Origin of the sequence: Enterococcus gallinarum NBRC 100675, assembly GCF_001544275.1 — a bacterium.
GTDB lineage: Bacteria > Bacillota > Bacilli > Lactobacillales > Enterococcaceae > Enterococcus_D > Enterococcus_D gallinarum.
Genome location: NZ_BCQE01000019.1, coordinates 1 through 22834, shown reverse-complemented (window position 1 = coordinate 22834; position 22834 = coordinate 1). Strand labels below are relative to the sequence as shown.

Genomic DNA, 22834 nt, shown 5'->3' with positions numbered 1-22834 from the left:
TCTTCTAAACAGCTTATGCTAAAAAAGAAGGGGGAGAGAACAATGCCACTATTAAACATTCAACAAGTTAAAAAAGTTTATCAAAGTCAGTTGAACGGCCAGCCGGTCGAAGCATTGAAGAATATCACGTTTTCAGTAGAAGAAGGCGAATATGTCGCCATTATGGGGGAATCAGGATCTGGGAAAAGCACCCTGCTGAACTTGATGGCCACATTAGATCAACCGACAGCGGGAGAATTAGCGCTTAATGGTATCGATTTGACGACCATCAAAGAAAAAGACGCTGCAAGTTTTCGCCGAGATCATTTGGGCTTTGTTTTTCAAGATTTCAATTTATTGGATACTTTTTCTGTCAAAGACAATATCTTATTACCATTAGTCTTATCGAAAGTGCCGGTCAAACAAATGGACCAACGGCTGCAACCATTAGTGCAGATACTGGGGATTACTGACTTGTTACAACACTATCCATATGAATTATCCGGCGGCCAGAAACAGCGGGTAGCTGTCGCACGCGCGATTATCACAAAGCCGGATCTCTTACTAGCAGATGAACCAACTGGGGCGCTAGATTCAAAAACTTCCGATCAATTGCTGACGTTGTTTCAGCAAATCAATCAGAATGGACAAACGATCATCATGGTTACTCATAGTGCCATTGCCGCAAGCCGCGCGCAACGAGTATTATTCATCAAAGACGGTCACGTCTTCCATCAGCTTTATCGCGGGGAACGAACGAATAGCGCTTTTCTAGAAGCAATCTCGGAAACCATGACAGCTGTCTTTGCAAGGGAGGAGTAAGGAATGTTCTTTCAAAAAATCGCTTTTTCCAATTTGCGAAAAAACACCAAAGCTTATACTCCATTTTTACTGTCCATGAGTCTTCTAGTTGCAGTGATAATGATGACACAAATCATTGTAAATAATCCAGGGATGAATAAACTGCCAAGCAGTCAAAGTGCTATTTTTATGTTTCGACTAGGAAATATCATTTTAATGATTTTCGCCGCCATTTTTTCGTTTTACACCAATAACTTTTTGATCAAACAACGAAAAAAAGAATTTGGACTTTACAATGTTCTAGGATTAGGGAAACGAGAAATTGCGTTAGTGGTCTTTTGGGAACTTTTTTATAGCTGCCTCATCAGTCTGGCCGCAGGGCTAGTTGGAGGTCTTTTGTTTGCACGATTAGGGTTCTTGATTTTAAAAAGAATTCTAGAGGTGGGAGAATCCTTCGTCTTTGAACTTTCTGTAGAAAGTATCGGTCTTGTGATCCTTTACTTTTTGATGGTCTATGGCTGCCTTTTTCTATTCAATATGCTGCAAGTCCGGCGGACCAAGCCGATCGAACTGCTGCAAGGTAGTAAGCGCAATGAACAAGAGCCGCGCGCAAAAGGCTTTTTAGCCCTTCTAGGGTCCATCTGTCTAGTGGTGGGGTATACGATTTCTGTCACAATCAAGTCGCCCATCAGCGCGTTGGCCCTCTTTTTTGTTGCTGTAATTCTTGTGATCGTTGCAACGTATCTCCTGTTTATTTCCGGTAGTATTAAAGCATTGCAATTTTTAAGAAAGCGATCCACTTATTATTATCAGACGACCCATTTCATCAATGTATCAACGATGCTTTATCGAATGAAACAAAATGCAGCAGGTCTAGCAAGTATTTGTATTTTGTCGACAATGGTTTTAGTGACTGTTGCCACAACAGCTAGTCTTTATTTCGGACAGAAGAATGTGGTGGAAACACGATTTCCTTATGACTTTCAGATCGAGTCAGAGGCGAATCCGCAACAATTGAACCAAGCCATCGATAGTCTTGAAAATAAAGTAACGCTCAAAAACCGGAAACAAGTCACTGCTACTAGAGACTTACTTTTTACGGTTGAGGGAAACACACTTACTCCTTCAACGACTTTTGAAGATAACAGCGAGAATTTAGAAAAAGCGGTCTTTCTCACATTTGTTACTAGTACGGAGTACCAAAGAATCACAGGAAAAGAAGGACCAGAAAAAGATGAATTGTTGGTTTTTCCAGAAACTTGGACCCATCAAGCGTTGCCTAAAGAGCTGACGATCGATAATAGTCAGTTCACTCTTCGATCACTAACTGAGCTGCCACCTTTTACTCAAGTGGAAAATCCTGTTCAACAACTTGTGGTGGTAGTCGATGATACTTGGCTTTCTGAGAAATTAACTAGTTGGTATCAGGAAAAAGATTTCCTCATCTATCAACAACCAGTGATCACTACTGTTTTTGACTTCCAAGTGCCTGAAACCAGTGATCGAGAAACAAGGGGCAAAGAGATACGAAAGGACCTTCAAGCAGCTGATCCGAATGCACGCATTGAATCAAAAGATCTCTTCCAAGTACAGACCAAAACGTTTACGGGAGGATTCTTTTTCTTAGGGTTGATTTTTGGACTAATCTTTATTTTGGCAGCTACATTAATCATCTATTACAAGCAAGTCTCTGAAGGAATAGAAGACAAAGAACGTTTTGAGATCTTACAGAAAGTTGGCTTAAGTCATAAAGAAGTCAAGCAAGTGATCCAACAACAAGTATTGATGATTTTTTCTTTTCCATTGGTAGCTGCGATCATCCACCTTGCATTCGCGTTTCCTATGATTCGCAAGCTGCTTTTGCTTTTCGGGTTGACCGACCGCAATCTACTGATCAGTGTTACTGTTGTATCAGTTGCTCTTTTCGCAGTCATTTATCTGTTGGTATACCTTATCACAGCAAAAGTCTATTACCGACTTGTTGAACGAGAGCAATAATTGTTTGTCACTCACTAAGTTAAATTAGTTAAAATGAACAAAAAATACCCAAAGGAATAAAGCCCTCAGTATTTGCATTACTGCAAAGACCTATCGTCAATGACAACGTCATGACTTGCTCTTTCCTCTGGGTATTTTTTTAAGAAAATTTTCTATGCTAGCTTCTCCGATTCACTTTCGATACGAATAAATGAAAACTAATCACCGAAGCTAGAAAGGTAGGCTCCAGATGCCATAGAGCAGACAAGCAACCAGAACACTGCCTAAAAAAGAATTTTCTGAATGCCACATAAATGTAAGTTCGATTGCAAAAAGAACGAGAAGAATAGCGACAGCAGGTACCGCTGACTGATCAGTAAACAACAACCAGCCATAAATAAGTATCAGAAAGATAAGATAGAGAATGTACCATTTTCTTAACTTTCTTGGTAGATAACGAACATTGCCAATCATCTGATGCTCCTTTCAAAAAAATCCACTCTCGGAACTATTTGTTTTTCTTGATCGTCATGACTACTAATGGGATCGTTAATGTGATATACCCAATAATAGAGGCCACCAACAAATAAAATGGCATAGTTGAAATATTGAATAAGTTGGTCAGTAAAACAGCAACTACCATAGATACGAAATAGCAAATAAACAATTGTACAAAACGTTTGAGATTCATTGATTTTCCTCCACAACAAATTTTTGATTATTCCTGCAATATAGTCAAGCTAAGGTTCTGAAAGTTAGGTTCTTCTGAAGTGATTTAGGGAAGAACTTCCTGCATGACATCCATCTGATCTGCAGGTACGTTGCCAGCATAGTTCGGCGTTGCTAGGGAAAGCCCACCATCATGGTTGTAAAACAAATACATTGTACCATGGTGGTCTTTGCGATCTTGGGTTCCACCCAGTACTTTACCGATTGAGATTTGCGTGTTCACTTTGACTTCACGAATTTGATTCGTTCCTACACTAAAAACACGAATTGTTTTTGTGGGAACCGTTGCGATCGTTGCTCGGTAGCGGCTAGTCACGGAATCATCGGGTGTAGAACTTTCAAAAGTAACTTCCTCTTTGCTCTGATCAATAGTAACAGTGTCAGGAACGTTGAATCCTTCAAAAGAAAATGTTAGGACATTGGATTGTTGTGACATATCTACTTGATAGGGATATGCGCTTGCTGTTTCTGTAGTCTTTGGTGACTCCGTCTCTGATACCGATTCACTGGTAGACCCGCTAGCAGAAGCCCTCGTAACAGTTGTTGTATCTGAAAGAGAAGATTGCGATGATTCCACGGTTTCGCTAGTCATTTGTTTTTGGCTGCTCGAAGATGCGGTTGCTTCTTCTGGTACTTTTGTAGAACAGCCGCTTAATAGCAAGGATAGCAGCAATGGGACTAGTAACTTTCTTTTCATAAAACGGGTAGACCTTCTCTCATTAATTTTTGACTATTATAACATATTTATCGGACAAAAAATGACCTCTGATCAACAAACCCAATCAAATCACGATAGTACCAGTCTTTAAAAATCCCAATCCCAAAGACGATCCCCAAGACTAACCCAATAGCTAAAAGAATCAGTAAAAGATTGACGAATATCATCAATCGATAATTGAAATGCCAATTACTGATTACGTAATCTAAGGGATTTTTGCGGTGGATTTTTTCAGTGATTGGAATTTTTTTGAGTGCCGGAATCGTGTCATGAAAATGTTGAAACAATTGATAGTCTTTCTTTGTCAATACATCACTAAAAATATGGCTACCCGATTGAAAATCAAAGTAAGCCCAAAACATGATTTCCTCGTCTTCTGGTTTCTCAAAGCGATTCAATTTGCGCGTCTTCAAAGAAAATGCCGGAATCGAGGAGTAGGGGTAACTGAAATAGCTTTGATCATCTAAAAAGTCGATGATCACAAGAAAAAGGATCCGTTTTTCTGTAAAAACAAAGAGACGATTACTCCGAGTATCATTGAACTGTGCGACATATTGCTTTGCTCTTTCTGTACGTGCATAAGACAAACCAGCAATCCCTTGATTACTGATTGCAAGATTACCTGAGGTTGAGAGAGGGAGATAGCCTTGAACTGTTTCGTCTTTATCTAAGAGTGATTGAATTTCAGTCATCAATTCTTGAAAAAAGATATATGTTTTGCCATTAGCTAAAAGACGATTTTTTTCATCTTGCGTTACTTCGTTTCTGAGACGACGATTTTCTGAATCAACGATCTGTTTAAAATTCATCTCGATTCATCCTTTCTTTCCAAATCCTTTTCAACAATTTTCTGCCGCGAGATAAGTGATTATAAATAGCAGTTGTCTGCAAATCCAGTTGTTGCGCGATCTCTTCTGGACTTTCTTGATAAAAATAATATAAAAGAAAAATTTGTTGATCGACTTGGGATAACTCTTCGAGCCAAATCAGAAATTCTTCTTCACTTAACGGGGATTCCGTAATAGCTAGCTCTTGATATTCTTCAATACTTTCTTGTTGAAATGCTTTATTTAACTTACGCTTGCGATCGATTCCGCGGCTTCGAGTAATCAGCAAGATCCAAGTGATAAAACTGCTTTTCTCAGGATCATAGGTCTCAATTTTTTGCCAGATTTCATAAAATACTTCATTTGCTACATCTGACCATTCACTTTGTTCATGAGGGGCTTGTAAGATTCGATGGATGGTCATAAGAATACTTGAGCCGTAGCTATCAATTAGTTGTTCCAAGCCGGTATAATCTTTGTTCTTGATCAAATGAATCATTTGATGATCGTTCATTTTTTCACCTCTTTGTCTATTATACGGACGTCTCAACTGTTTTCTATCAGAGTTGTGAAAAATTCTTTTATCAACAAAAAAGCTCCTGGTCAAGAGCTCTCATTGATCACTGGGAACGGATTCAGTCAAAGAAGTCGTGATTCGCTGACGAATGAGGTGATGTTTCTCTTTATCATAGGTATTCTGCGGACATGTCCAATATGTTGCTGGATATAGCCAAACAGGTTTTGAACGACGCTCTTCGGTCTCCCAAGAATATCGTGGAAAAACGTGTGCATGAAGAAATTGATCCGTGTTGCCAAGAATATCGTAATTGACTCGCAGTGGCGAACAGGCGGCTAAAATGGCATCACCCAGAACACTCATCGAGACGAGAAATTCTTGTCTTTCTTCCAGTGATAAATCATTTAGGCTTCTGACTGATTTTTTTAGGTAACAACACACAGTAGCCTGGTAAAAATTGGGTATCGCCAAAAACCGCAAAACCACCCGATAATTCCTTCATTAACATGGGATTTGTGCCATTTTGACAAGCTTTGATCCGATCATTGCGCCAATCCATCGAAATTCGCTCCTTTAACGAATTATTTTATCAGTAAACCAACGAAGTCTAAATCGTTGACAAAAATGATCCCACAAAAATGTACCAAAAAACGCACCCACGAAGTAGAGTGTCCATGAAGCAAGTTCAAAGGGATTTCCAAATAAAAGAGACATGATTCCACCGATAATAAAAAGATAAGTACCAATCAGAATCTTTCGCAAGGTAGAAGGTAACTGGCGAATGAAAAAGGAGAGTAGAATAAATACTAGGAAATTCATTAATTGCAGCACGTCTAGCCAAGCGAAATGATGAACAATAACCTGTTTCATAAGATCTGCTCCCATAAAAATCAAAAAGAAAAAAAGCAGTTTTATCCAGGATGGTTGATGTTGTTCCATAAATCCACCTTCTCTTATAGTAATTATCTAGTTTTAAAATACATAATTAATTATAACATAAGATCAGCAACATTATAGGAGGATGATGAAAAGGGACTAGAGAAGAAATTGCATAAATAAGGAAAGAAACTGATAAAAGCTAGTTGAGAAAAACGAATGAATGCCTCTGAAAAACGCTTGTATGAGACCTTTTCGTCAAACTCATGTGAACTTTCTCTCGAAAAGTATCAATGAAACAAGAAGTGTTTTTTATTTACCAGTATAATATTATGTAAACAAAATTGCCGATGATAGTCGCTCTTTGAGAGGCTCTGTTATAGGTAATGGGGAGAAAAGACAATAAGTAATGAGTTTTAGTGGATGTGTTTGGTAAGAAATACACGATCCATACCAGACACAATCGGACTCGTACGATCTGATAGCTGATAACCGAGTGTTTGATAAAATGAAAGTAAGCGGGTTTCTTGCAAAATCGTACTTAACTGCCATGTCTTAATAGACGAGAATCTAGCTTCGACTAACTGCATGGCCATTTTACCAATCCCATGATTTTCATTAGCAGGCAAAATACAGATGGGGGCCACTCGAGCTATCAACGCCGGGGCTTCTGATAGAACGATTCGTACAAACCCTACTGCTGATCCGTCAGCTTGGATCAAATAGAAATAATTATTCTCTCGTTGGTACTTTTTAGAGAAATTCTCATACGTTTCCAGATAAGGGGAGGTTTCTCTATCCTGATAGTGTTCAAACAGCTGTTTAAAACTTTCTTTTTGTATCTGATACGCTATCGGTAATGTTTGGTAGGTAACTTTTTCTAGCTGGATATCCATTGTTCATTCTCACTTTCATTGTTCAATTGACGACTCATTAATAACCTTCTTACTTTTTACTGTCATGAAAATCGGGCCAAGTATTGATGCCGTCGCCTTCTTTTCGAGGAATCAAATGGATATGCAGATGATTGACGGATTGTTGGGCAGCAGCGCCATGGGCACTTAAGAAATTGATACCTTCAAAGTTACCAGATTTCACGCAATCTGTTGCCACTTTTTTTACTGTCTTGGTAACTTGCACCCACAAGTCTTCGTCACAAGCAAGAATAGAAGTCACATGTTGTTTCGGTATAACTAAGAGGTGACCGTCTACAGCAGGATTTTTAGGAAGAATCGCCATTGTCCATTGATTTTCATAAATGATTGTTGCAGGAAGCAGTCTGGCTGCGATCTGACAAAAAGGACATCTCATCGTTTTCTCCTTTTTAAATCAATCATAGCCTATTCGTTTCAAAATGATAAGCGCTTTGTTTCATTAGTTAATTAAGGAGACATACAAATAGGCGGCGAGAAGGATTCTTGCTTCCATCTGATCGTTTGTTTGACTATAATGGAACTATCATGAAAAATGGGGGCTTTAAACTATGCTAACAATTGCTTATATTGGCAATGGAAAAAGTACTAATCGCTATCACTTACCGTTTGCTACTAAATTATCCGATAAAATCCACGTGAAAACAATCTATTCCCGAGTGATTCGTGATACTTGGGCAAAACTTCCTGGAACGACCTACACAACAGATATCAACGATATCTATGATGATCCAGCGATTCAATTAGTCGTTGTGACTACTCCTAACCATCTGCATTTTGAAACTGCCAAGGATGCATTGCTTCACGGAAAGAATGTATTGCTAGAGAAACCTTTTACTGAAACATATGCACAAGCTCAAGAGCTTTTTGACTTGGCTGCAGAAAAAGGACTGTTGATTCAATGCTATCAAAATCGCCGCTACGATTCTGACTTTCTGACTGTCCAAAAAGTTATTGAAAGTGGCGTTCTAGGGGATTTACTTGAAGTAGAAATGCACTATGACTATTATCGCCCCGAAATTCCAGAAAATACACAAGAATTCTCATTAAATAGTAGTTATCTTTATGGACATGCTTGTCATACCATCGATCAAGTGCTGTCTTATTTCGGCGAACCAGAGACATACCATTCAGAAGTTCGCCAACTTTTAGGTCCGAATCGCATGAACGATTATTTCGATCTGGATTTCTTCTATGGTCCTTTAAAGGTATCGATCAAATCAAGCTATTTCCGAATCAAAGAACGACCAAGCTTTGTCGTTTATGGCAAGAAAGGCATGTTTGTCAAACAAACCAAAGATCGCCAAGAAGAGCATTTAAAAATGTTTTATATGCCTGATCATGCGGACTTTGGAATTGATCTTCCTGAACATTATGGCTGTCTGACGTATTATGATGATGAAGGAATCTATCATGAGGAAAAAGTAGTTTCTGAAGTGGGAGACTATAGCCGTGTTTATGCCGGACTGTATGAAGCGATTATTAATGGAAAACCTAAAACAGTCAAAGACGAAGAAACCCTAGTACAAATGAAGATTCTTGAAGACAGTATCCAAGCGATTTATCCACGGTAATTTCATTTCTGGTAATTTTCGTCAGAGAGTCGATCAAAAGCCATCTGATTCTAATTTTTTTAGAGTCAGATGGCTTTTTTCAATTAGCGTTTTCTATTTTTTTGCTTAACAAAAGCGATATATTCTAAGATATCCGTGATTTCTTCCTCGGTCATATCTTTGATTTGATTGGCCACTCGCCGTTGATTTTCGTCATAATCCCATTCATCATATGAAACGGATTCACCAATCAATAAAGGCAATGGGACTGAAAGTGCTTTTGCCAATTTTTTTGCAGTATCTACATGGGGTGTCTTACGCTTACCGTTTTCAAAGCGGGAAATTTGCGCTGCACTGACTCCAGATTTCAAAGCCAACTGATTGACGCCGAGCTGTTTTTCTTCTCGGAATTTTTTTAGATTTTCGCCAAAACTCATACCAACGCCTCACTTTTTTCTTCTACTCTTTTCATCATAAAGTCAAAAGAAAACAAATGCGATGAAAAGCCAGCGACTTCTTCAAAAACTGTTGTTCCAAGGGAATTTTTCATTTATAATATTACCTATAGGAAATAAATGCTTAGGTTTTTCAATTGTCCGTTGCTTTTGTCTTCTACCCCCTGGAGGAAAATATGATTAGAAGAGATCGGATCTTATTATTTATTGATGCTTATCAGCAAGAACAGAAACGAGCACCATCTATTCGGGAAATTTGTGCCCATGAAGGAATCAAATCAACTTCTCTCATTCACCGTCATCTACTTCGGATGGAAAATAGAGGCCTAATCACGAGAGAGAAATTTCCAAAATCACGCACATTGCGTTTAACAGAAGCAGGAAATAACTATTTGATAGAGTTACAAAAATCAAGTTACGAGCAAGCGCTATAAGGCTAACGTGACGAATAGGGATGCTCTCAAAATAAAAAAGCCTATGGCTTTTTTATTTTGGTGCTCGATAACCAGCAGCTTTGGCTTCCGCAATCGTTTTGAACCATTCTTTTGGATTTGTCGTCTGTTCATAGCCTCTCGTACCTGGCAGATGATAAATGCCATTTTTTGACCCTTTGATCAGACCATTTCCCTTCGCATCTACATATTCTTTTTCATCTTCAGCAACATTCGATGTAGTGTTTTTTGCCGAAGTGCTAGTCGTATCAGATGCTTCTTCAGAAAGTACACTTGTCCCATCGTGGTAATGGATCGTCACACCATCTTGAATATTGAATATATAAATATTGAAGCGGATCGTATCATCGCCAATCGATTGGGCTTGCATTTGAACGCCTCGTGCCACTAATTCATCACCGCGGTAAATAGGAGTCACCGAATAACGAACATAATGGCTGGGATCTTGTTCTAAATAGTATTTGATATCCATTTCATAGCGTAACATTTCGGGATTATTCAGCTGTTGCGTCCCTGTGATCAGATTTTTCCAGTTGGCATTTTCTCCCGCCAGAGCAAAGCCGATCAAATGAGTTCGATTATAAAGATAACCTTTTTTCAGCTTTTTATTGTGCCAGCCTGTAGGCGTGACACTAGAGATATCCCCGCGTTTTTCAGTAGGCATCAGAGATTGATTCAGCATAGCTTCCGCAGAAGTGGCTCGATTTAAGTGATCGAGATCACCATATTTTTCCCAGGCGCCATTTTTTGTAGAGAGGGTATCTTGTGAGAAGGAGGGGACATTGTTGTTGATAGTAATGGTTTGTGTCCCTTGATACGTCAATGCAGCTAAATCATTTGCTGACTGGGTTTCCTTTGTATGCGAATCTGATGCTTTAGAAGACTCCGACTGTTTCACCTGTATAGCAGATGAGTGTCCAGGTGATGAAGTGGGGTTCGGGTCTTTTTGGGTTTGCGTGTACAAGCTGATACCAAGTACAGCAGCAATCAAAAGACCACTGATTGTACCAAGAAGTTTCTTTGCCATGATTTTCTCCTAACATATGGTTTGCTCCTTTGTAAAATCGCGAGCGTAAGATGTGGATGCGAGTTTCAATAAAGGAGGAAAAAATAAATATTCTGCTGCTATCATACCATTTTTTAAATAACAGTTGAAAAGAAAAAAACTTTTTTTACCAATTATTTCTTATATGAATAAATAAAAAAGAGACTATTATATAACGAATCATTCACAAAAGAACTAAGATTATTCACTAATAGGTAAAAATAGGGTGCGTGGTTAAAAGTTAAGGAGTATAGGGGAGATAGGGCCAGAATGGGGATCTCAGAAGAAGATAGGAAGGAACAACGATAATAGTAGAACAGTGATATTAGGAGAGGCTTATTGCTTAATGAGCGAGGAACTATCTTGAAGGAATCGTAGAGGATGTAGGGAGTTTAAAGGGGACTGCCTATCGTGTGAATTTCAGCATTTTCGTTTTAGTAGTTTTGAAGCCATTGAAAGGGATTTTCAACGCTCCATAGCATTTCTTGCGGCTATCATTCATTATTCAGCTATAAAAGAAATGCTGGTCTGACAATCGCAAGAAATGCTATACTAGAGATACATCAATCGATGAATTTACTCACGAAAGGGGAAATGTCATATGAATACTTATAATGGACGTCAAGATCATGGAGGTTTCCCTTTATAGAGTGGCACCTCCAAACATAAATGGAGGGAATTCATGGAAAATCAAGGAATCGTTATCTTTCAAGCGAAAGATCTGGCAAAAGTAGTCTTGCCTTCAGGAGAAGAACGTTATGCCCGTGTCTCCGGAAAGTTTCGCCAGCAAGCAACAGCATTGAAAGACTATCCGATCGTAGGCGATCGGGTAATGGGGCATTGTTATGATCAAAATCAATTTTTGATTGATACTGTCTTGCCGCGAAAAAGTTTTTTACAGCGGAAAGTAGCTGGAAATCGACCAGACGAACAAGGAATCGCTGCTAATGTGACGACTGTCTTTCTTACAACAAGCGCCAATGAAGAGTTCAATCTCGCTCGCTTGGAGCGGTTCGTTACGATTGTTTGGAACAGTGGCGCCAATCCAGTCATTGTATTAACAAAAATCGATCAGATGGACACAACAGAAACAGAAGCAATCATCAACCAGCTCAAGCTGACATTTGCTTTGCCGGTTTTAGCTACCACCATCTACAAAGATGAGCGGACGCAATTCGAACCATTTTTGACGCCAGAAAGCGTGGTAGCCTTTATTGGTTCTTCAGGGGTTGGTAAATCTTCTTTACTCAATCAATTACTAGGAGACGAACGGCAGACAACCAAAGCCATTCGTGAAGAAGATGGGCGTGGTCGTCACACTACCACGAGTAGACAGCTGTTCCGCTTGCCAAATGGGGCAATGGTCATCGATACTCCTGGCATGAGAGAAATCAGTTTGGAGACGGTTGCTGCTTCTTCATTAGATCGGCATTACCAGATGATTGAACTTTTAGCAGAAAAATGCCGCTTCAAAAATTGTCGCCATGAATCAGAGCCAAATTGTGCAGTCAAAGAAGCGTTAGCTTCTGGAGAACTCTCGCAAGATCTATTTAACCGTTACCGTAAAATGGAGAAAGAATTGGCCTATTTGAGACACAAAGAACACCTGCAAGCACGTAAAAAAAGAGAAAGATAGCAATACTAAAAGCGTTGTGACCTGAATGCTGTATACATTTTGACTCGTTTTCCTAATCACATTAAGAAAGGGAGGTACCAAAATGGGATTCCTGCAAAAGAGCCACAGCGCTTTTTTTAGACTGAATTTAAATAAAAAAATCCGTCGGACATGAATGCCCAACGGATCGAAGCAAACGATTTGCCCCTGCCAAGGTAGTCTCATTATACGTAATGGACCAATGAAACGCAATAATTATAGAATAGGACCACTTAAAAACTAACCTCGCAAAATTTTTTCAACTGTTTTTCCTCTGGCTAATTCATCAATCAATTTATCTAAGTAACGAATTTCTTGCATTAAAGGTTCCTTGATCTCTTCTACACGAACGCCGCAGATAACTCCTTTGATCATTTTTCTTTTCGGATTCAAGTCAGGCGCCTCTGCAAAGAAACGTTCCATTGAAACTTCTTCTGCTAATTGTCGGGACAGACCTTCTTTCGAATAACCAGTTAACCAAAAAATAATCTGATCCACTTCATCTCGGGTACGATTTTTGCGTTCCGCCTTCTGTACATAGAGGGGATAGACACTTGCAAAAGACATTGCGTATATGCGCGGATTTCCCATTTTTTACCTCCGTTGAGAATGTTTTCTTGATCTATAGTATACCATGAATAAAAAGAAGAATGATTGGTTGGTATCTCACAGAAAAAAGATCAGAGAATGATCTGTCGATCTTCTTCACGAAACCCATAGACCTTTTGTCGTTCTTCACCGTCCCAATAGAGCAAAGGCAAGTTTTTGTGCAGCATTAAACTCGTGTAAAGTTCTTTGATGGATAGTGGGGGACGATTGGGTTCAAAGAATAAAATCAAGTTCCCAGAAGCATCTTGTGCAATCGTCGTGAAAGGGACCAAGGTTTCCTTACGGCTTAAGTAAATTCCCTGATACTCTTGTTGTGTCGTTGTCGTTAAAGCTGTCAGCAAATCCCGCGCTCTCATGAAAGAACCGCCTTTCCTCGTTGTTGAGACAATTGTTCGATGTCCATCATAATTTTCGTTTTCCCTCGAACAGCATATTTACGGACAATAAATTGTTTGCGCTCATTCCATTCACCAACTGCCACTAGGAACATGCCTTCTGTGACATCTGCTATAAAAGATAAGCTATGACGATTGATCAAACAATTCGTCGTTCCCACTGTAAAGCGGACAAGGGGAGAAGAAGTGAACGTCAGCAACCGAATCTTTGTCACTGTTCCTCTAATTGTTTGCATAAAGGGAAACCTCCTTTAAAAAAGTATATTCGCACATTTCGTAAACGATTTTCCGTCTATGTGCTTGCCAGCACTTATCCCAGTCTATTCATCCAGTGCGAACCATTTTGTCTCTTCGAAAAAGGAAATGTGGCGGATTTCATCGTAATGTACTTTGCGTTCAGCAATATAAATGCCTAAAGAATCGTAGCTTTGGATCATGCCGACCACGTCAGGAGGGTAGAGACCGTCTTCATTGACTTCTTCACATTGGATCGCTACTGCTCGACTTTTGATCCTAGCTAAAGTCAACACTTCATTGATTTCTTCGCTAGTCATGGCTGGCTTTGCAGGCCACACAAAGTGACGCTGGCGCTCATCCTGTCCAACTTCTGTTGTATGTTCCGATAGAAAGAATCCCTGCCATTTTAATTTTTTCCGATCTTCGTAGGGTTGGAGCATGCCCATAAGAATCACCTCTCACCACTATAATACAAACATTAGTTCGCATTTGTAAAGCGAACAGTTCTTTAAATTTTGCCGCAAAAATAGATAAGAATGAGGGCGATCCTAAACTCAAACAAGGCAGGGATGGATGGATACACTTTTTTAATGACTTTTATCAGCAAAATCTTTCTCCCGCAACTCATATCAGGTCAGTAGTAAATCAGCACGATAAAAAAACGAGTATCATAACAATATAAAAAAAATAAAACAAAACAATCTATTTTGTTTATATGCTGATATAAAGAAAGATTGTTGAATTAAATAAGAATTAAATTTATAATAAAAATAACGTACAATCCAATAAAAATAAAAAAGGATGGATAAATAATATTATATGATAACGCTTTATTGCAAAACTAATTGTATTCAATGCAAAAAGACAAAATTATTTTTAGACGATCATCGAATCCCATATATCGAAAAGAACATCGAAGAAAAAGAAGAATTTCGTGAAGAAGTGAAACTATACGGATTCCAGTCCGTACCAGTTTTAATCCCTAATGCCTCAACTGGTTTGAAGCCGTGGTTTGGCTTTCGCCCAGATGAATTAAGAAAACTCAAACAGAAATGATCGTCGCAGCCGCCAGACACAACCACAGGAATGCATTTTGTAAGCAATCGATCGCTATTTTTTGAAGAAAACCAAAGAATTGATTTTAAGGAAATTAACTCAGCTTAATCTGATACCTGATAAACCTATAAACGAAACATATACAGCAATAGCAATAATTTTATGAAATCAAACAAATGAGTCACTTAGTAACAAACGAAAGATCTTAATGACGAGACCCAATCAAATGAAATCGATGTATTAAACTAGTGATCAGTGACAATACACCAAGACAATACATCAATTAGCATCCAAATAAACACCAATAACAGGAAAAATGGCGAATCGTTGTTGATTTTAACATTCATAAGGGGAAAAAGACAGCGAGAGAGGGTCAAAATGCAAAAATCAAAAACATTTTAAGACGTCTTTTTCCAAATACAACTTTGTATAATATATATTATGTAAACTAAGATAAATAATTTTTAAAGCTCTGAAAAAATCTAGTCAATTTACCTCTCCTCTCTCTGATTTAGCTGTATTTTTCCTTAAAAACAGCGATTTTTCTTAAAGTGGACCATTTTGGGTAAAAAATGAGTCTTTGCCGCGCAGATTGATGCTTTTTATGTATTGAATGCCAGTATTGTACAGTTGGATTCCTAAAACAAATTTTAGCTTGCTTCAACTGTTCGTTAGGATTTTTGGTGCATGATTGATTGGTGATTTCAGTGATGAATGAACTGCAACCAAAATCTATGATTATAGCTGCAGTTAGATTTCAACTCCTGAGAGAAACTTTTGTTTAAATGACTGATGACATTACTAACAATCATGTAAAATGATAACGGCTGATTAATTCCAAGTGATTCATGACAGCAGCTTTTCGTAAAACACCCATACCTGGAAACTTATCCTTTTTGTATGCTTCAAGTAATAACTCTAAGCCTGATGTTTGAGTTGGATAGATTTCTTCATGTTGCAAAACTTGTGACATGAGCTGTAGAAACTTTTCTTTTTGAGTTTCTAATGATTCGTCCGAAACAAAATGAGTGATCCGCAAATTTTGCTGCCGGTCAGCAAAGACCCAGTGTAAAACGATTGTTTTAGAGGGATAACTATGTGCATAATAGATTTTGCTGTCGATAGAAAAATCACTATAGCCGGAAAATCCTTGCTGCTCGTAGTGCTGATAAACGGTTGGTAACACTTCTTCTGGTACTTCCTGATAGAAACTGTTTCTAGGCAGTCTAGTAAAAAAATCATGCATGAGAATCTTTGGTCCCTGGATTTTTTTTAATAAACGGAATTCTTGTCCAACTAAGATCGGTGTCTGATTTTTACTCCAGTCACTGGCCAACGCTGGAGCAGATTCATGAACAATCCAAAGGTCCGGCTGACAGTCAATGGTTTCAATTGGCTGATCGATGATATAGGCTTTAGCGTTAGGCAGTGTTTGTAATAAACGACTTCCTTCTTCCGTCAGAAAGTCCCCCGCCTGTGGATTGACGATAACAAAAAAAGGATGCGCTTTTTTCTGAAACAGCTCGACTGTATCCCAAAAAGTCTTGGATTGCCGGATAGGCTCAATGACGGGTTGAACTTCTAAAGACAGCTGTTCCATTTCTAATAGACTTTTTAATGCCAACAAGTCAAATTGTTTGCCGCGAAAATATGGATAATACATAGTGCTACTCCTTTTCTTGTGTCAAAAAACGCTGTTCCAATTCGAAATAAGCTTCTCGCGTTGCAGCCAGTTCTTCTTTTAGCGCTTCAATAGCTTGTAGCTGCGTATCTTCAATAAAACGGTCGTAGTAATTGACCCCGCCGCCAAATAAATCGTATTCTGGTTCCCTTTTCTTTAGTTCTTTGTACAATCGTTCCGTCGAGAAAACGCGTAAACCTCGTGCTGTCTGCTTGGCCTTCCCCACTTCTCGAGCTTGTGCAGAGATCAAACGATACAACAATGCGTTTTCGTTGACGAGTAAAGATTGCCGCTGCGGTTTTTTCTCGACACTAAAATAACCAGGACTCCCCTTTTCTTGATCAGCAAATGCATGGTAAACCAATACACCGATGGCAGCAGGAATCTCTTCCTTGACCTTTACATATAATGCATGCGGCAAAACAAAATAATTATAATGCCCAATAAATGACAGCTTCGCTTTTGAGCGAAAATCCGCCAGGCTGACTTTTAATTCATAACAGCGCCATTCAAACAAATTTTCTGATGTTAAGCGACAACTTAGAGTATCAACGATTCCTTGATCATCCGGCATGATTACCTCTTCGATGACGATATCACTGTTTTCGCGACAGTAATAATAAAGGGCTTCTTCCATTTCAAGAGTCAACGTAGTTTTCATCTGATTAGACCCTCCTATTCACAACTTTCTCTCATTATAAAACATATGTTCGTATTTGTGAATAGGTTTTATAATGCAGTCCTGATTCTCTCCTATTCTTTAATTTTAAAGGTCTTCGGCGCCAAGCGAATGATCAGTACATATCCGACAAAAACATAGAGTAATAAAACCATTGAGACAACGATCGAGTAAGCAAATCCAGAAACATGCAGGCGCAGGTTGATATAGCTGATCCAATACAATACTCCACTGACAAATTTGTAAACCGGATTGACCACTCTCATGTCTCCAGTAAAAGGTTGCAGCAAGTAATAGATAAATAATTCATGAAAGGAGAACAATGCTGTCAAACTCGTCAATAATAAAAATAAGACCCCAATAAAATACCAGCTAGCTTGCAATCCATTTAGCAAGTCCCATAATAAGAAGCCGCCAAAAATACTTCCCGCAAATACTCCGTTGTAAAACATTGATTTGATAAAACGGTAATTAAACCCACTGAGGATCGTTTCTTTCTCCCGATAAAAAGGATAGTAAAGCATGGAGATGTCACAGTTAACAAAAACCATTTGGACGATTGCTTTTCCCAATGAACCAAAATACATGACTAAAAATAGAGCTGGCAGTAGTGCTGTCAGATCCTCTTCATTAGGATATGGAACAATCTTCAAAAAGGATAATAAAATCAATCCTAGAAATAGAATAGACACAATACCGACACGGTTCAGCAATTTTTTGCGCAACAGTTTACGGTATCTTTGAAAGAGCAATCCGTTGAGGTACTCTGATCCTTGCAAATGAGTGAGTGTCTTCTCCTGGTCCAAAGAAAGTTTTTTCTGCATTTCAATTCCTTCATTGAGATATTGATTTGAATCTGCACTGATGGTTTCTAGCTCACTAAATTGCTGATAGCTTTTTTCAACAGAATAAAGGAAAAAGTCATTTTCTTGTGCAAAGTGTTTTAGGTAATAAAAACAGCCAGTGCCGGCAATCAGAAAGAAAGTACAAAGTCCTAGCCCGAATGTCGTCGTTGGAATAATCTGTTGAAGCAATAAGCTATAGAGAGACACTAAAGTCAGAATTGATACGGCTAATCGCCAACCGATGCGCCAGCCCCTGCCCCATTGCTTTTGGAATCCCCAGCGAATTAGACTGGCAGCTGCCACACAAGCAAAGCCAGCACCAAAGATACCAACGAGGGTCAGCCAACTATTGCCAGCAAAAAAGCTGTACAACAAAAATGCTGGTAGATAATAAATAATGGATTGGATCGTCTTAAAGAAAAGATTCATTCGCAAATACTGTCGTTTTGATACCATGAAGTAATCCGTGAATTCAATCGCTTTTTGATCTAATGTAAATGAAAACAAAGAAAAAAAGTTGCCTGCTATCGCAACGACGACTAGCCAAGTATAAAAGCCGGCGATCATTATTCCTTCTTCAAACTGACCAAAAGAGCTGAATAAAGCATCCCACCCATGATAAGCTAACAAGGTAACTGCATAATAAAAAAGCAGCCAAATCATTTTTGTAAAAAAAGGCAAAATCAAGCGAAAACTACCTATTAGGGCAAAAAGCATTTTTTTGAGACCGTATTGCCCATAAAGATCCTGGGGCAGATGTTTTCCAATCAAAGGAATTTTGGTCAAAAAATAGAGAAATCCATTCGCTTTCGTTGAAAAAATCGTCTCTTCATAAAGCCAATAAAGTTTAATCCATTGCAGCATCAGGCTCCCCCTCCGTCAACAAAGTAACGATTTCTTTCTCAAAATCTGGTTCATGAATGTGAGAAGGATCAATCCCGGTCAATTGATGATTATTTAATAGGACCACTTCATCACATAAATCTTGTGCAAGTTGTAAAATATGGGTGGAAAACAGTATGATCGAATCCTCTTTTGCTGATCGAATCATTTGTTTGATTTCATGGGCAGCTACAACATCGAAAGAGGTCAATGGTTCATCAAACAACATGATTGGTGGCTGCACCATCAAAGAAAGAAGCATTTGTACTTTGTTTTTCATGCCATGGGAATAATCTTTCATTAAACGATGCTGATCTTCTGGAGAAATTCCTACAGACATTAAAAATTCTTCCGGAGAAAGCGACTGTTTGATGCGCTCCCGATTGACATCCATAAAAAAGCGCAAAAACTCAATCGCCGTCATAAAACCTGGCAGATGCGGTTGCGTGAATGTAAATCCGACATCTGTATTTTCATAGGTTCGTTGATTGCCGTCTTCAACTAAATAAATACTCCCGCTATCAACGGTCATATTCCGAGCGATACATTGGAATAACGTCGTTTTTCCTGCCCCATTGCGCCCCAAAATACCATAGATTTTTCCGGTTTCAAATTGATAACTTGCCTGATCAAAAATTTGTTTCTTGTCAAAGCTTTTGGAAATAGCATTGATCTCTAAATACAAACAGCCCACCCCTTCTCATTAAAAACAAAGATTATTAACTACAGATCCAGCTTGCAAGATTTCTTAAGTGAAACGATTTACGTTGGTAGCCGTCATCATCTTAGCAAGCAAGTGCAAACGAAACTCGTTCATTTTTTTCTCATCGATAGGATATTATCCTTTCACATCAACTTACTTCATGACGATTGACGATTGACGATTTTAGGCAACCAGCTCCTGTAGCCAAGCCAACAGCCTAGGACCACTAGTAGACCAATCAGTAAATGCCATGCCCAAGGTGTCACTGAAGAACCGCTATTCAGTAATCCAGCAGGCAACTGATAAAACTGGCTAAAATCATGAAAGGCTCGTTCAAAAACAATCCCACCTAATGAACCGCCAATCAAAAAAGCCAAACCAATCCCGATCAAGGAAAAAAGAGTCTCCTCGATAACCATCAAATGAAGCGATTGTCCTACTAAAAATCGAATCGTCACGGATTTTTCCCCTTCAGAAAAAAGGAATTGTTTGTAACATGAACGACTATATAGGAAAAAGACAACTGCCATGCCAATCCATAGAATACCGACCACCCCTAGGAAAATAAGGAGTAAAAAGAGCCAGCTTTGAAAAGAACTGTCTTGTGAAGTCTGTTTTAAATGCCGTTCAAGAGCATACCAACGATAAAAAAAGAATGTCCACTTTTCACAAAAAAATAAGAGCGAACTCACAAATGTAAATAGTCCATAACTCATCCACAATGTTCTTCTTCTAATGAAATAAGCCCCTGCAGTAGAGAAAGGATAGATATAACGCCAATTCAAAGTCATTGTTGTTCCTCCTTTGTGATTAGTTTAGCATACGAAGTAGAAATTGAAAACGTTCGTTTAATTTAGTTTACATATTCTTTTTATAATAAACAAATAACATCCGCCTCACACTTCTATGCAAGGCGGATGTTATTAAAAAAGTAGCCGAATGAATCGTAGTTTAGAAATAACGACTGATCAGTGTTAGTAATTGTTTGGGAAACTCTTTAAGATTACTGATATCGATATATCTTTCTGCGCCATAGATTTCTTTGATGACGTCTTTGTCTTGTCCGATAGCAGCGGACAAAAAGATGATTTCCTGGCGTTCATACTCTTTGATGACTGCTTGAATATCCGCTTTCGCCTTATTGCCCGTATAATCTGGCATCGCCTTTGGCTGACCATCACTAATCGTCAATAGTAATTTTGTCGTAGCAGATTGTTGGGAAAGTTTTTCAGCTAGTACCCGCAGCACTGCCCCATCACGATTGTTTTGTCGAGGTTGAAGAGACATCAGCTTTGCCGGGACATAATCAAAAGGTTCAGCAAATTCCTTATAAGAATAGAGAGAAGTCTTCTCTCGTACAGACAAATCGGCTGTGTCGCCATAAATCATCAGCGGGAGATCTAGGCGCTGGGCAAACGCACTCACTGCGAGTGCAGCTTGTTGTGCAGCGGTGATCCGTCCCTCCCGTACCATGGACCCTGATTCATCGATTCGTAAAGCGATCGCTAATGAAGGTTGTTCATGCGGAGGATTTTTCTTATCAAATGTTCGAAAGTCGCCATAAGCAACACGACTTGCATCAAAGCGTGTCCCGCTATATTTTCCTTTGCCATAAGAAGAAGCTGCTTCATTTTCTAATAATTCAAGCAACTGTTTTGTTATTGTCTCAACCACCGGCAACAACGGTGCTAGGAGTTGCCGGGCTTTCTGAGAAGCATTTTCTTGGAGTTTTGGCCGATGCACAATCAATCCTTCTTTCGCATGGATAGATTGTTTTAGCGCTTGCCGCGCCTCTTGATTTGCTTGTTTTCTTACTTCTTTATCTAATTGCCTGAATTCCTCGATTGAAAGATGCTGATTGGAAGGTTCTTGAGCAGATTGTTCACTTCCTTCCTTTGTGTGTCCCTCATCAGACGAATGTTGGCTCTCTAAAGAGTCTCCATCTATAGTGTCTTGAGGCACTGCTTCCTGATCATCTTGGTTTGTTTCCTGTGTATCTAGTGCCTCAGGTGTCTCCATTGTCTCTGCTGTTTCTTCAGTACTAGCTACTGTCCCCATCTGTAAAGATGCTTCTTCAATATTTCGCGCATCCGCCTCTTCAGCAGATACGATGCGTCCTTGTATTGGTTGTCGATGACTCATTTTCTGTCCTTGATACAAACGTCTTAGCTCTAAGAGCAATTCTGATTGATCGAGGGCTTCTTGCAGCAGGCGCAATTCGTCTGGATCTGTCGTTAACTTGTATAAGACTTTGACCGCTAACGTATCTAAAGGTGATTGCCCATTTTTAACCGTATTCAGCCAATAAAAATAAGATCGCATACCAGCCACACCCTTGATGGCATTTGCTCGTGCAGAAGTATCAAGAAGTCGGATGATTTCTGCCATTTTGCTAGCGATCGCTTGATCTTGAAAGCCGGTTTTAGCAAGTCCCCGTGCGACCATCACAGATAATTCAGGAAGGTCCATTTTTTCTGCATGTTGCATCCGATCTCTAAGAGATTCATTCAATGGACGATTTCCCTGATAGTTCCGGTTTGTTGTAATAATGACGACACAATCCGGATGGCGCCTGACAACGCCAGTTGGCAGATTCAGCATCCCATTTTGCTCCAATGCAGAGTTGAGAGCGACGAGTACCGAGGCATCCCGGATGACAGTTGGTTCTTGAATTTCTAATAGATACCCTTTTTCCATCGCACGAACGATTTCCGAAGGATAAAATTTATAATGAACAACATCGGTCGTATCTGTTTCTTCAATTCGCCGAATCAAGTCTGCTAATTTTTCTCGGGCACCTTCAGTGGTGAGCGAATAGTGATCCGCAATCACTTGAATGACCTGATCTAAGCTATCACTCAAATAAATTGCTTCTAACAATTCGCTGTCTTCTTCTTGATCCGTTGCTACGATCGGCAACAATGCACCAAAAACATCTGATTTATCCATATCAGCAAAACAGGTGATTTTGGTATAAGGCAATTGAAGATCATAGGAGAGGGCTTTGGCTAATTGCGTTTTTCCAGATCCAGCATCTCCTTCCAATAAAACATTGAAGATCTTCATCTCTGGATCTTGCCAGTTTAGCTTGATTTCTTGAGCGATCCGCAGTTCTTCTTGACTTGTCTGATGACTCGCTGGTTTTTGCCAAATCATTTGCTGTTCTAGCTTGCTGAAATGTCGACCTTCTGTCAAAGTAAAAGGGGTACGATTGATCCCCATGTAGATTCCT

Annotated in this window: 26 protein-coding genes and 1 pseudogene; 6 read left to right on the top strand and 21 right to left on the bottom strand. The window is 39.2% G+C overall.

What is annotated here, in order from left to right:
- The first annotated feature begins 42 nt into the window (after window positions 1-42).
- Together EG2_RS11845 and EG2_RS11840 are read left to right on the top strand one after the other, a co-directional pair.
- Complete coding sequence (locus tag EG2_RS11845) at window positions 43-801, top strand: ABC transporter ATP-binding protein (RefSeq protein ID WP_060814900.1); 759 nt, start codon at window positions 43-45, stop codon at window positions 799-801.
- Between the two features lie 3 nt (window positions 802-804).
- Window positions 805-2778 carry an ABC transporter permease gene (locus EG2_RS11840; protein WP_060814899.1) on the top strand — a complete coding sequence of 658 codons (1974 nt, stop codon included), beginning with the start codon at window positions 805-807 and terminating at the stop codon, window positions 2776-2778.
- 210 nt (window positions 2779-2988) lie between these two features.
- Here the strand turns inward: EG2_RS11840 and EG2_RS11835 are convergent, their stop codons facing one another.
- The 9 genes and pseudogenes from EG2_RS11835 to EG2_RS11795 form a co-directional block, all read right to left on the bottom strand.
- Window positions 2989-3231 (bottom strand): hypothetical protein, encoded by a 243-nt coding sequence (locus tag EG2_RS11835; RefSeq protein WP_060814898.1) that lies wholly within the window; start codon window positions 3229-3231, stop codon window positions 2989-2991.
- Window positions 3232-3265: 34 nt separating this feature from the next.
- Entirely contained in the window at window positions 3266-3448 is a 183-nt protein-coding gene (locus EG2_RS11830; protein ID WP_003126552.1) for a hypothetical protein, read from the bottom strand.
- Window positions 3449-3532: 84 nt separating this feature from the next.
- Window positions 3533-4183 carry a hypothetical protein gene (locus EG2_RS11825; RefSeq protein WP_060814897.1) on the bottom strand — a complete coding sequence of 217 codons (651 nt, stop codon included), beginning with the start codon at window positions 4181-4183 and terminating at the stop codon, window positions 3533-3535.
- 47 nt (window positions 4184-4230) lie between these two features.
- Window positions 4231-5013 carry a PH domain-containing protein gene (locus tag EG2_RS11820; protein WP_060814896.1) on the bottom strand — a complete coding sequence of 261 codons (783 nt, stop codon included), beginning with the start codon at window positions 5011-5013 and terminating at the stop codon, window positions 4231-4233.
- Window positions 5003-5545: a sigma-70 family RNA polymerase sigma factor gene (locus EG2_RS11815; protein ID WP_060814895.1), complete on the bottom strand. Its 543-nt coding sequence runs from the start codon at window positions 5543-5545 to the stop codon at window positions 5003-5005. The genes EG2_RS11820 and EG2_RS11815 overlap by 11 nt, the downstream gene beginning before the upstream one ends.
- 99 nt (window positions 5546-5644) lie before the next feature.
- Window positions 5645-6107 (bottom strand): annotated as a pseudogene (locus EG2_RS11810) (HIT family protein).
- A gap of 14 nt (window positions 6108-6121) precedes the next feature.
- Entirely contained in the window at window positions 6122-6418 is a 297-nt protein-coding gene (locus EG2_RS11805) for a hypothetical protein (protein WP_231598686.1), read from the bottom strand.
- Window positions 6419-6840: 422 nt separating this feature from the next.
- Window positions 6841-7320 (bottom strand): GNAT family N-acetyltransferase, encoded by a 480-nt coding sequence (locus tag EG2_RS11800; protein ID WP_060814893.1) that lies wholly within the window; start codon window positions 7318-7320, stop codon window positions 6841-6843.
- Between the two features lie 49 nt (window positions 7321-7369).
- On the bottom strand, window positions 7370-7735 hold the full coding sequence (locus EG2_RS11795; protein WP_060814892.1) for an HIT family protein: 366 nt from the start codon (window positions 7733-7735) through the stop codon (window positions 7370-7372).
- A 172-nt stretch (window positions 7736-7907) separates the two neighbouring features.
- Here EG2_RS11795 and EG2_RS11790 point away from each other — a divergent pair, with 172 nt between their 5' ends.
- The gene (locus tag EG2_RS11790) at window positions 7908-8930 is read left to right on the top strand and encodes a Gfo/Idh/MocA family oxidoreductase (RefSeq protein ID WP_060814891.1); all 1023 of its coding nucleotides are present in this window, start codon (window positions 7908-7910) and stop codon (window positions 8928-8930) included.
- Window positions 8931-9013: 83 nt separating this feature from the next.
- Here the strand turns inward: EG2_RS11790 and EG2_RS11785 are convergent, their stop codons facing one another.
- A complete protein-coding gene (locus EG2_RS11785; RefSeq protein WP_060814890.1) occupies window positions 9014-9346 on the bottom strand; it encodes a helix-turn-helix domain-containing protein in 333 nt (110 codons plus the stop codon).
- Window positions 9347-9540: 194 nt separating this feature from the next.
- Here EG2_RS11785 and EG2_RS11780 point away from each other — a divergent pair, with 194 nt between their 5' ends.
- Window positions 9541-9798 (top strand): LexA family protein, encoded by a 258-nt coding sequence (locus tag EG2_RS11780; RefSeq protein WP_060814889.1) that lies wholly within the window; start codon window positions 9541-9543, stop codon window positions 9796-9798.
- A gap of 52 nt (window positions 9799-9850) precedes the next feature.
- Here the strand turns inward: EG2_RS11780 and EG2_RS11775 are convergent, their stop codons facing one another.
- On the bottom strand, window positions 9851-10843 hold the full coding sequence (locus EG2_RS11775; RefSeq protein ID WP_060814888.1) for a DNA/RNA non-specific endonuclease: 993 nt from the start codon (window positions 10841-10843) through the stop codon (window positions 9851-9853).
- A 700-nt stretch (window positions 10844-11543) separates the two neighbouring features.
- Here EG2_RS11775 and rsgA point away from each other — a divergent pair.
- Complete coding sequence (rsgA, locus tag EG2_RS11770; RefSeq protein WP_060814887.1) at window positions 11544-12497, top strand: ribosome small subunit-dependent GTPase A; 954 nt, start codon at window positions 11544-11546, stop codon at window positions 12495-12497.
- Window positions 12498-12755: 258 nt separating this feature from the next.
- Here rsgA and EG2_RS11765 read toward each other — a convergent pair whose 3' ends face one another.
- From EG2_RS11765 to EG2_RS11750, 4 genes are all read right to left on the bottom strand, one after another.
- On the bottom strand, window positions 12756-13106 hold the full coding sequence (locus tag EG2_RS11765) for a DUF2200 domain-containing protein (protein ID WP_060814886.1): 351 nt from the start codon (window positions 13104-13106) through the stop codon (window positions 12756-12758).
- Window positions 13107-13195: 89 nt separating this feature from the next.
- The gene (locus EG2_RS11760) at window positions 13196-13480 is read right to left on the bottom strand and encodes a hypothetical protein (RefSeq protein WP_005473131.1); all 285 of its coding nucleotides are present in this window, start codon (window positions 13478-13480) and stop codon (window positions 13196-13198) included.
- Window positions 13477-13755 (bottom strand): hypothetical protein, encoded by a 279-nt coding sequence (locus EG2_RS11755; RefSeq protein WP_060814885.1) that lies wholly within the window; start codon window positions 13753-13755, stop codon window positions 13477-13479. Before EG2_RS11755 ends, EG2_RS11760 begins: the two co-directional genes overlap by 4 nt.
- A gap of 84 nt (window positions 13756-13839) precedes the next feature.
- Window positions 13840-14202 (bottom strand): hypothetical protein, encoded by a 363-nt coding sequence (locus tag EG2_RS11750; RefSeq protein ID WP_060814884.1) that lies wholly within the window; start codon window positions 14200-14202, stop codon window positions 13840-13842.
- Window positions 14203-14575: 373 nt separating this feature from the next.
- Here EG2_RS11750 and EG2_RS11745 point away from each other — a divergent pair, with 373 nt between their 5' ends.
- The gene (locus EG2_RS11745) at window positions 14576-14812 is read left to right on the top strand and encodes a glutaredoxin domain-containing protein (protein WP_060814883.1); all 237 of its coding nucleotides are present in this window, start codon (window positions 14576-14578) and stop codon (window positions 14810-14812) included.
- An 808-nt stretch (window positions 14813-15620) separates the two neighbouring features.
- Here the strand turns inward: EG2_RS11745 and EG2_RS11740 are convergent.
- From EG2_RS11740 to EG2_RS11715, 6 genes are all read right to left on the bottom strand, one after another.
- The gene (locus EG2_RS11740; RefSeq protein WP_060814882.1) at window positions 15621-16475 is read right to left on the bottom strand and encodes a sce7725 family protein; all 855 of its coding nucleotides are present in this window, start codon (window positions 16473-16475) and stop codon (window positions 15621-15623) included.
- Window positions 16476-16479: 4 nt separating this feature from the next.
- On the bottom strand, window positions 16480-17154 hold the full coding sequence (locus EG2_RS11735) for a hypothetical protein (RefSeq protein WP_060814881.1): 675 nt from the start codon (window positions 17152-17154) through the stop codon (window positions 16480-16482).
- 92 nt (window positions 17155-17246) lie between these two features.
- Window positions 17247-18881, bottom strand: a complete 1635-nt coding sequence (locus EG2_RS11730; RefSeq protein ID WP_060814880.1) for a hypothetical protein — start codon at window positions 18879-18881, stop codon at window positions 17247-17249.
- Complete coding sequence (locus EG2_RS11725; RefSeq protein WP_060814879.1) at window positions 18865-19584, bottom strand: ABC transporter ATP-binding protein; 720 nt, start codon at window positions 19582-19584, stop codon at window positions 18865-18867. The genes EG2_RS11730 and EG2_RS11725 overlap by 17 nt, the downstream gene beginning before the upstream one ends.
- Window positions 19585-19760: 176 nt before the next feature.
- Entirely contained in the window at window positions 19761-20393 is a 633-nt protein-coding gene (locus EG2_RS11720) for a hypothetical protein (RefSeq protein ID WP_060814878.1), read from the bottom strand.
- Between the two features lie 160 nt (window positions 20394-20553).
- Window positions 20554-22824, bottom strand: a complete 2271-nt coding sequence (locus EG2_RS11715) for an AAA family ATPase (RefSeq protein WP_060814948.1) — start codon at window positions 22822-22824, stop codon at window positions 20554-20556.
- Between the last annotated feature and the right edge of the window lie 10 nt (window positions 22825-22834).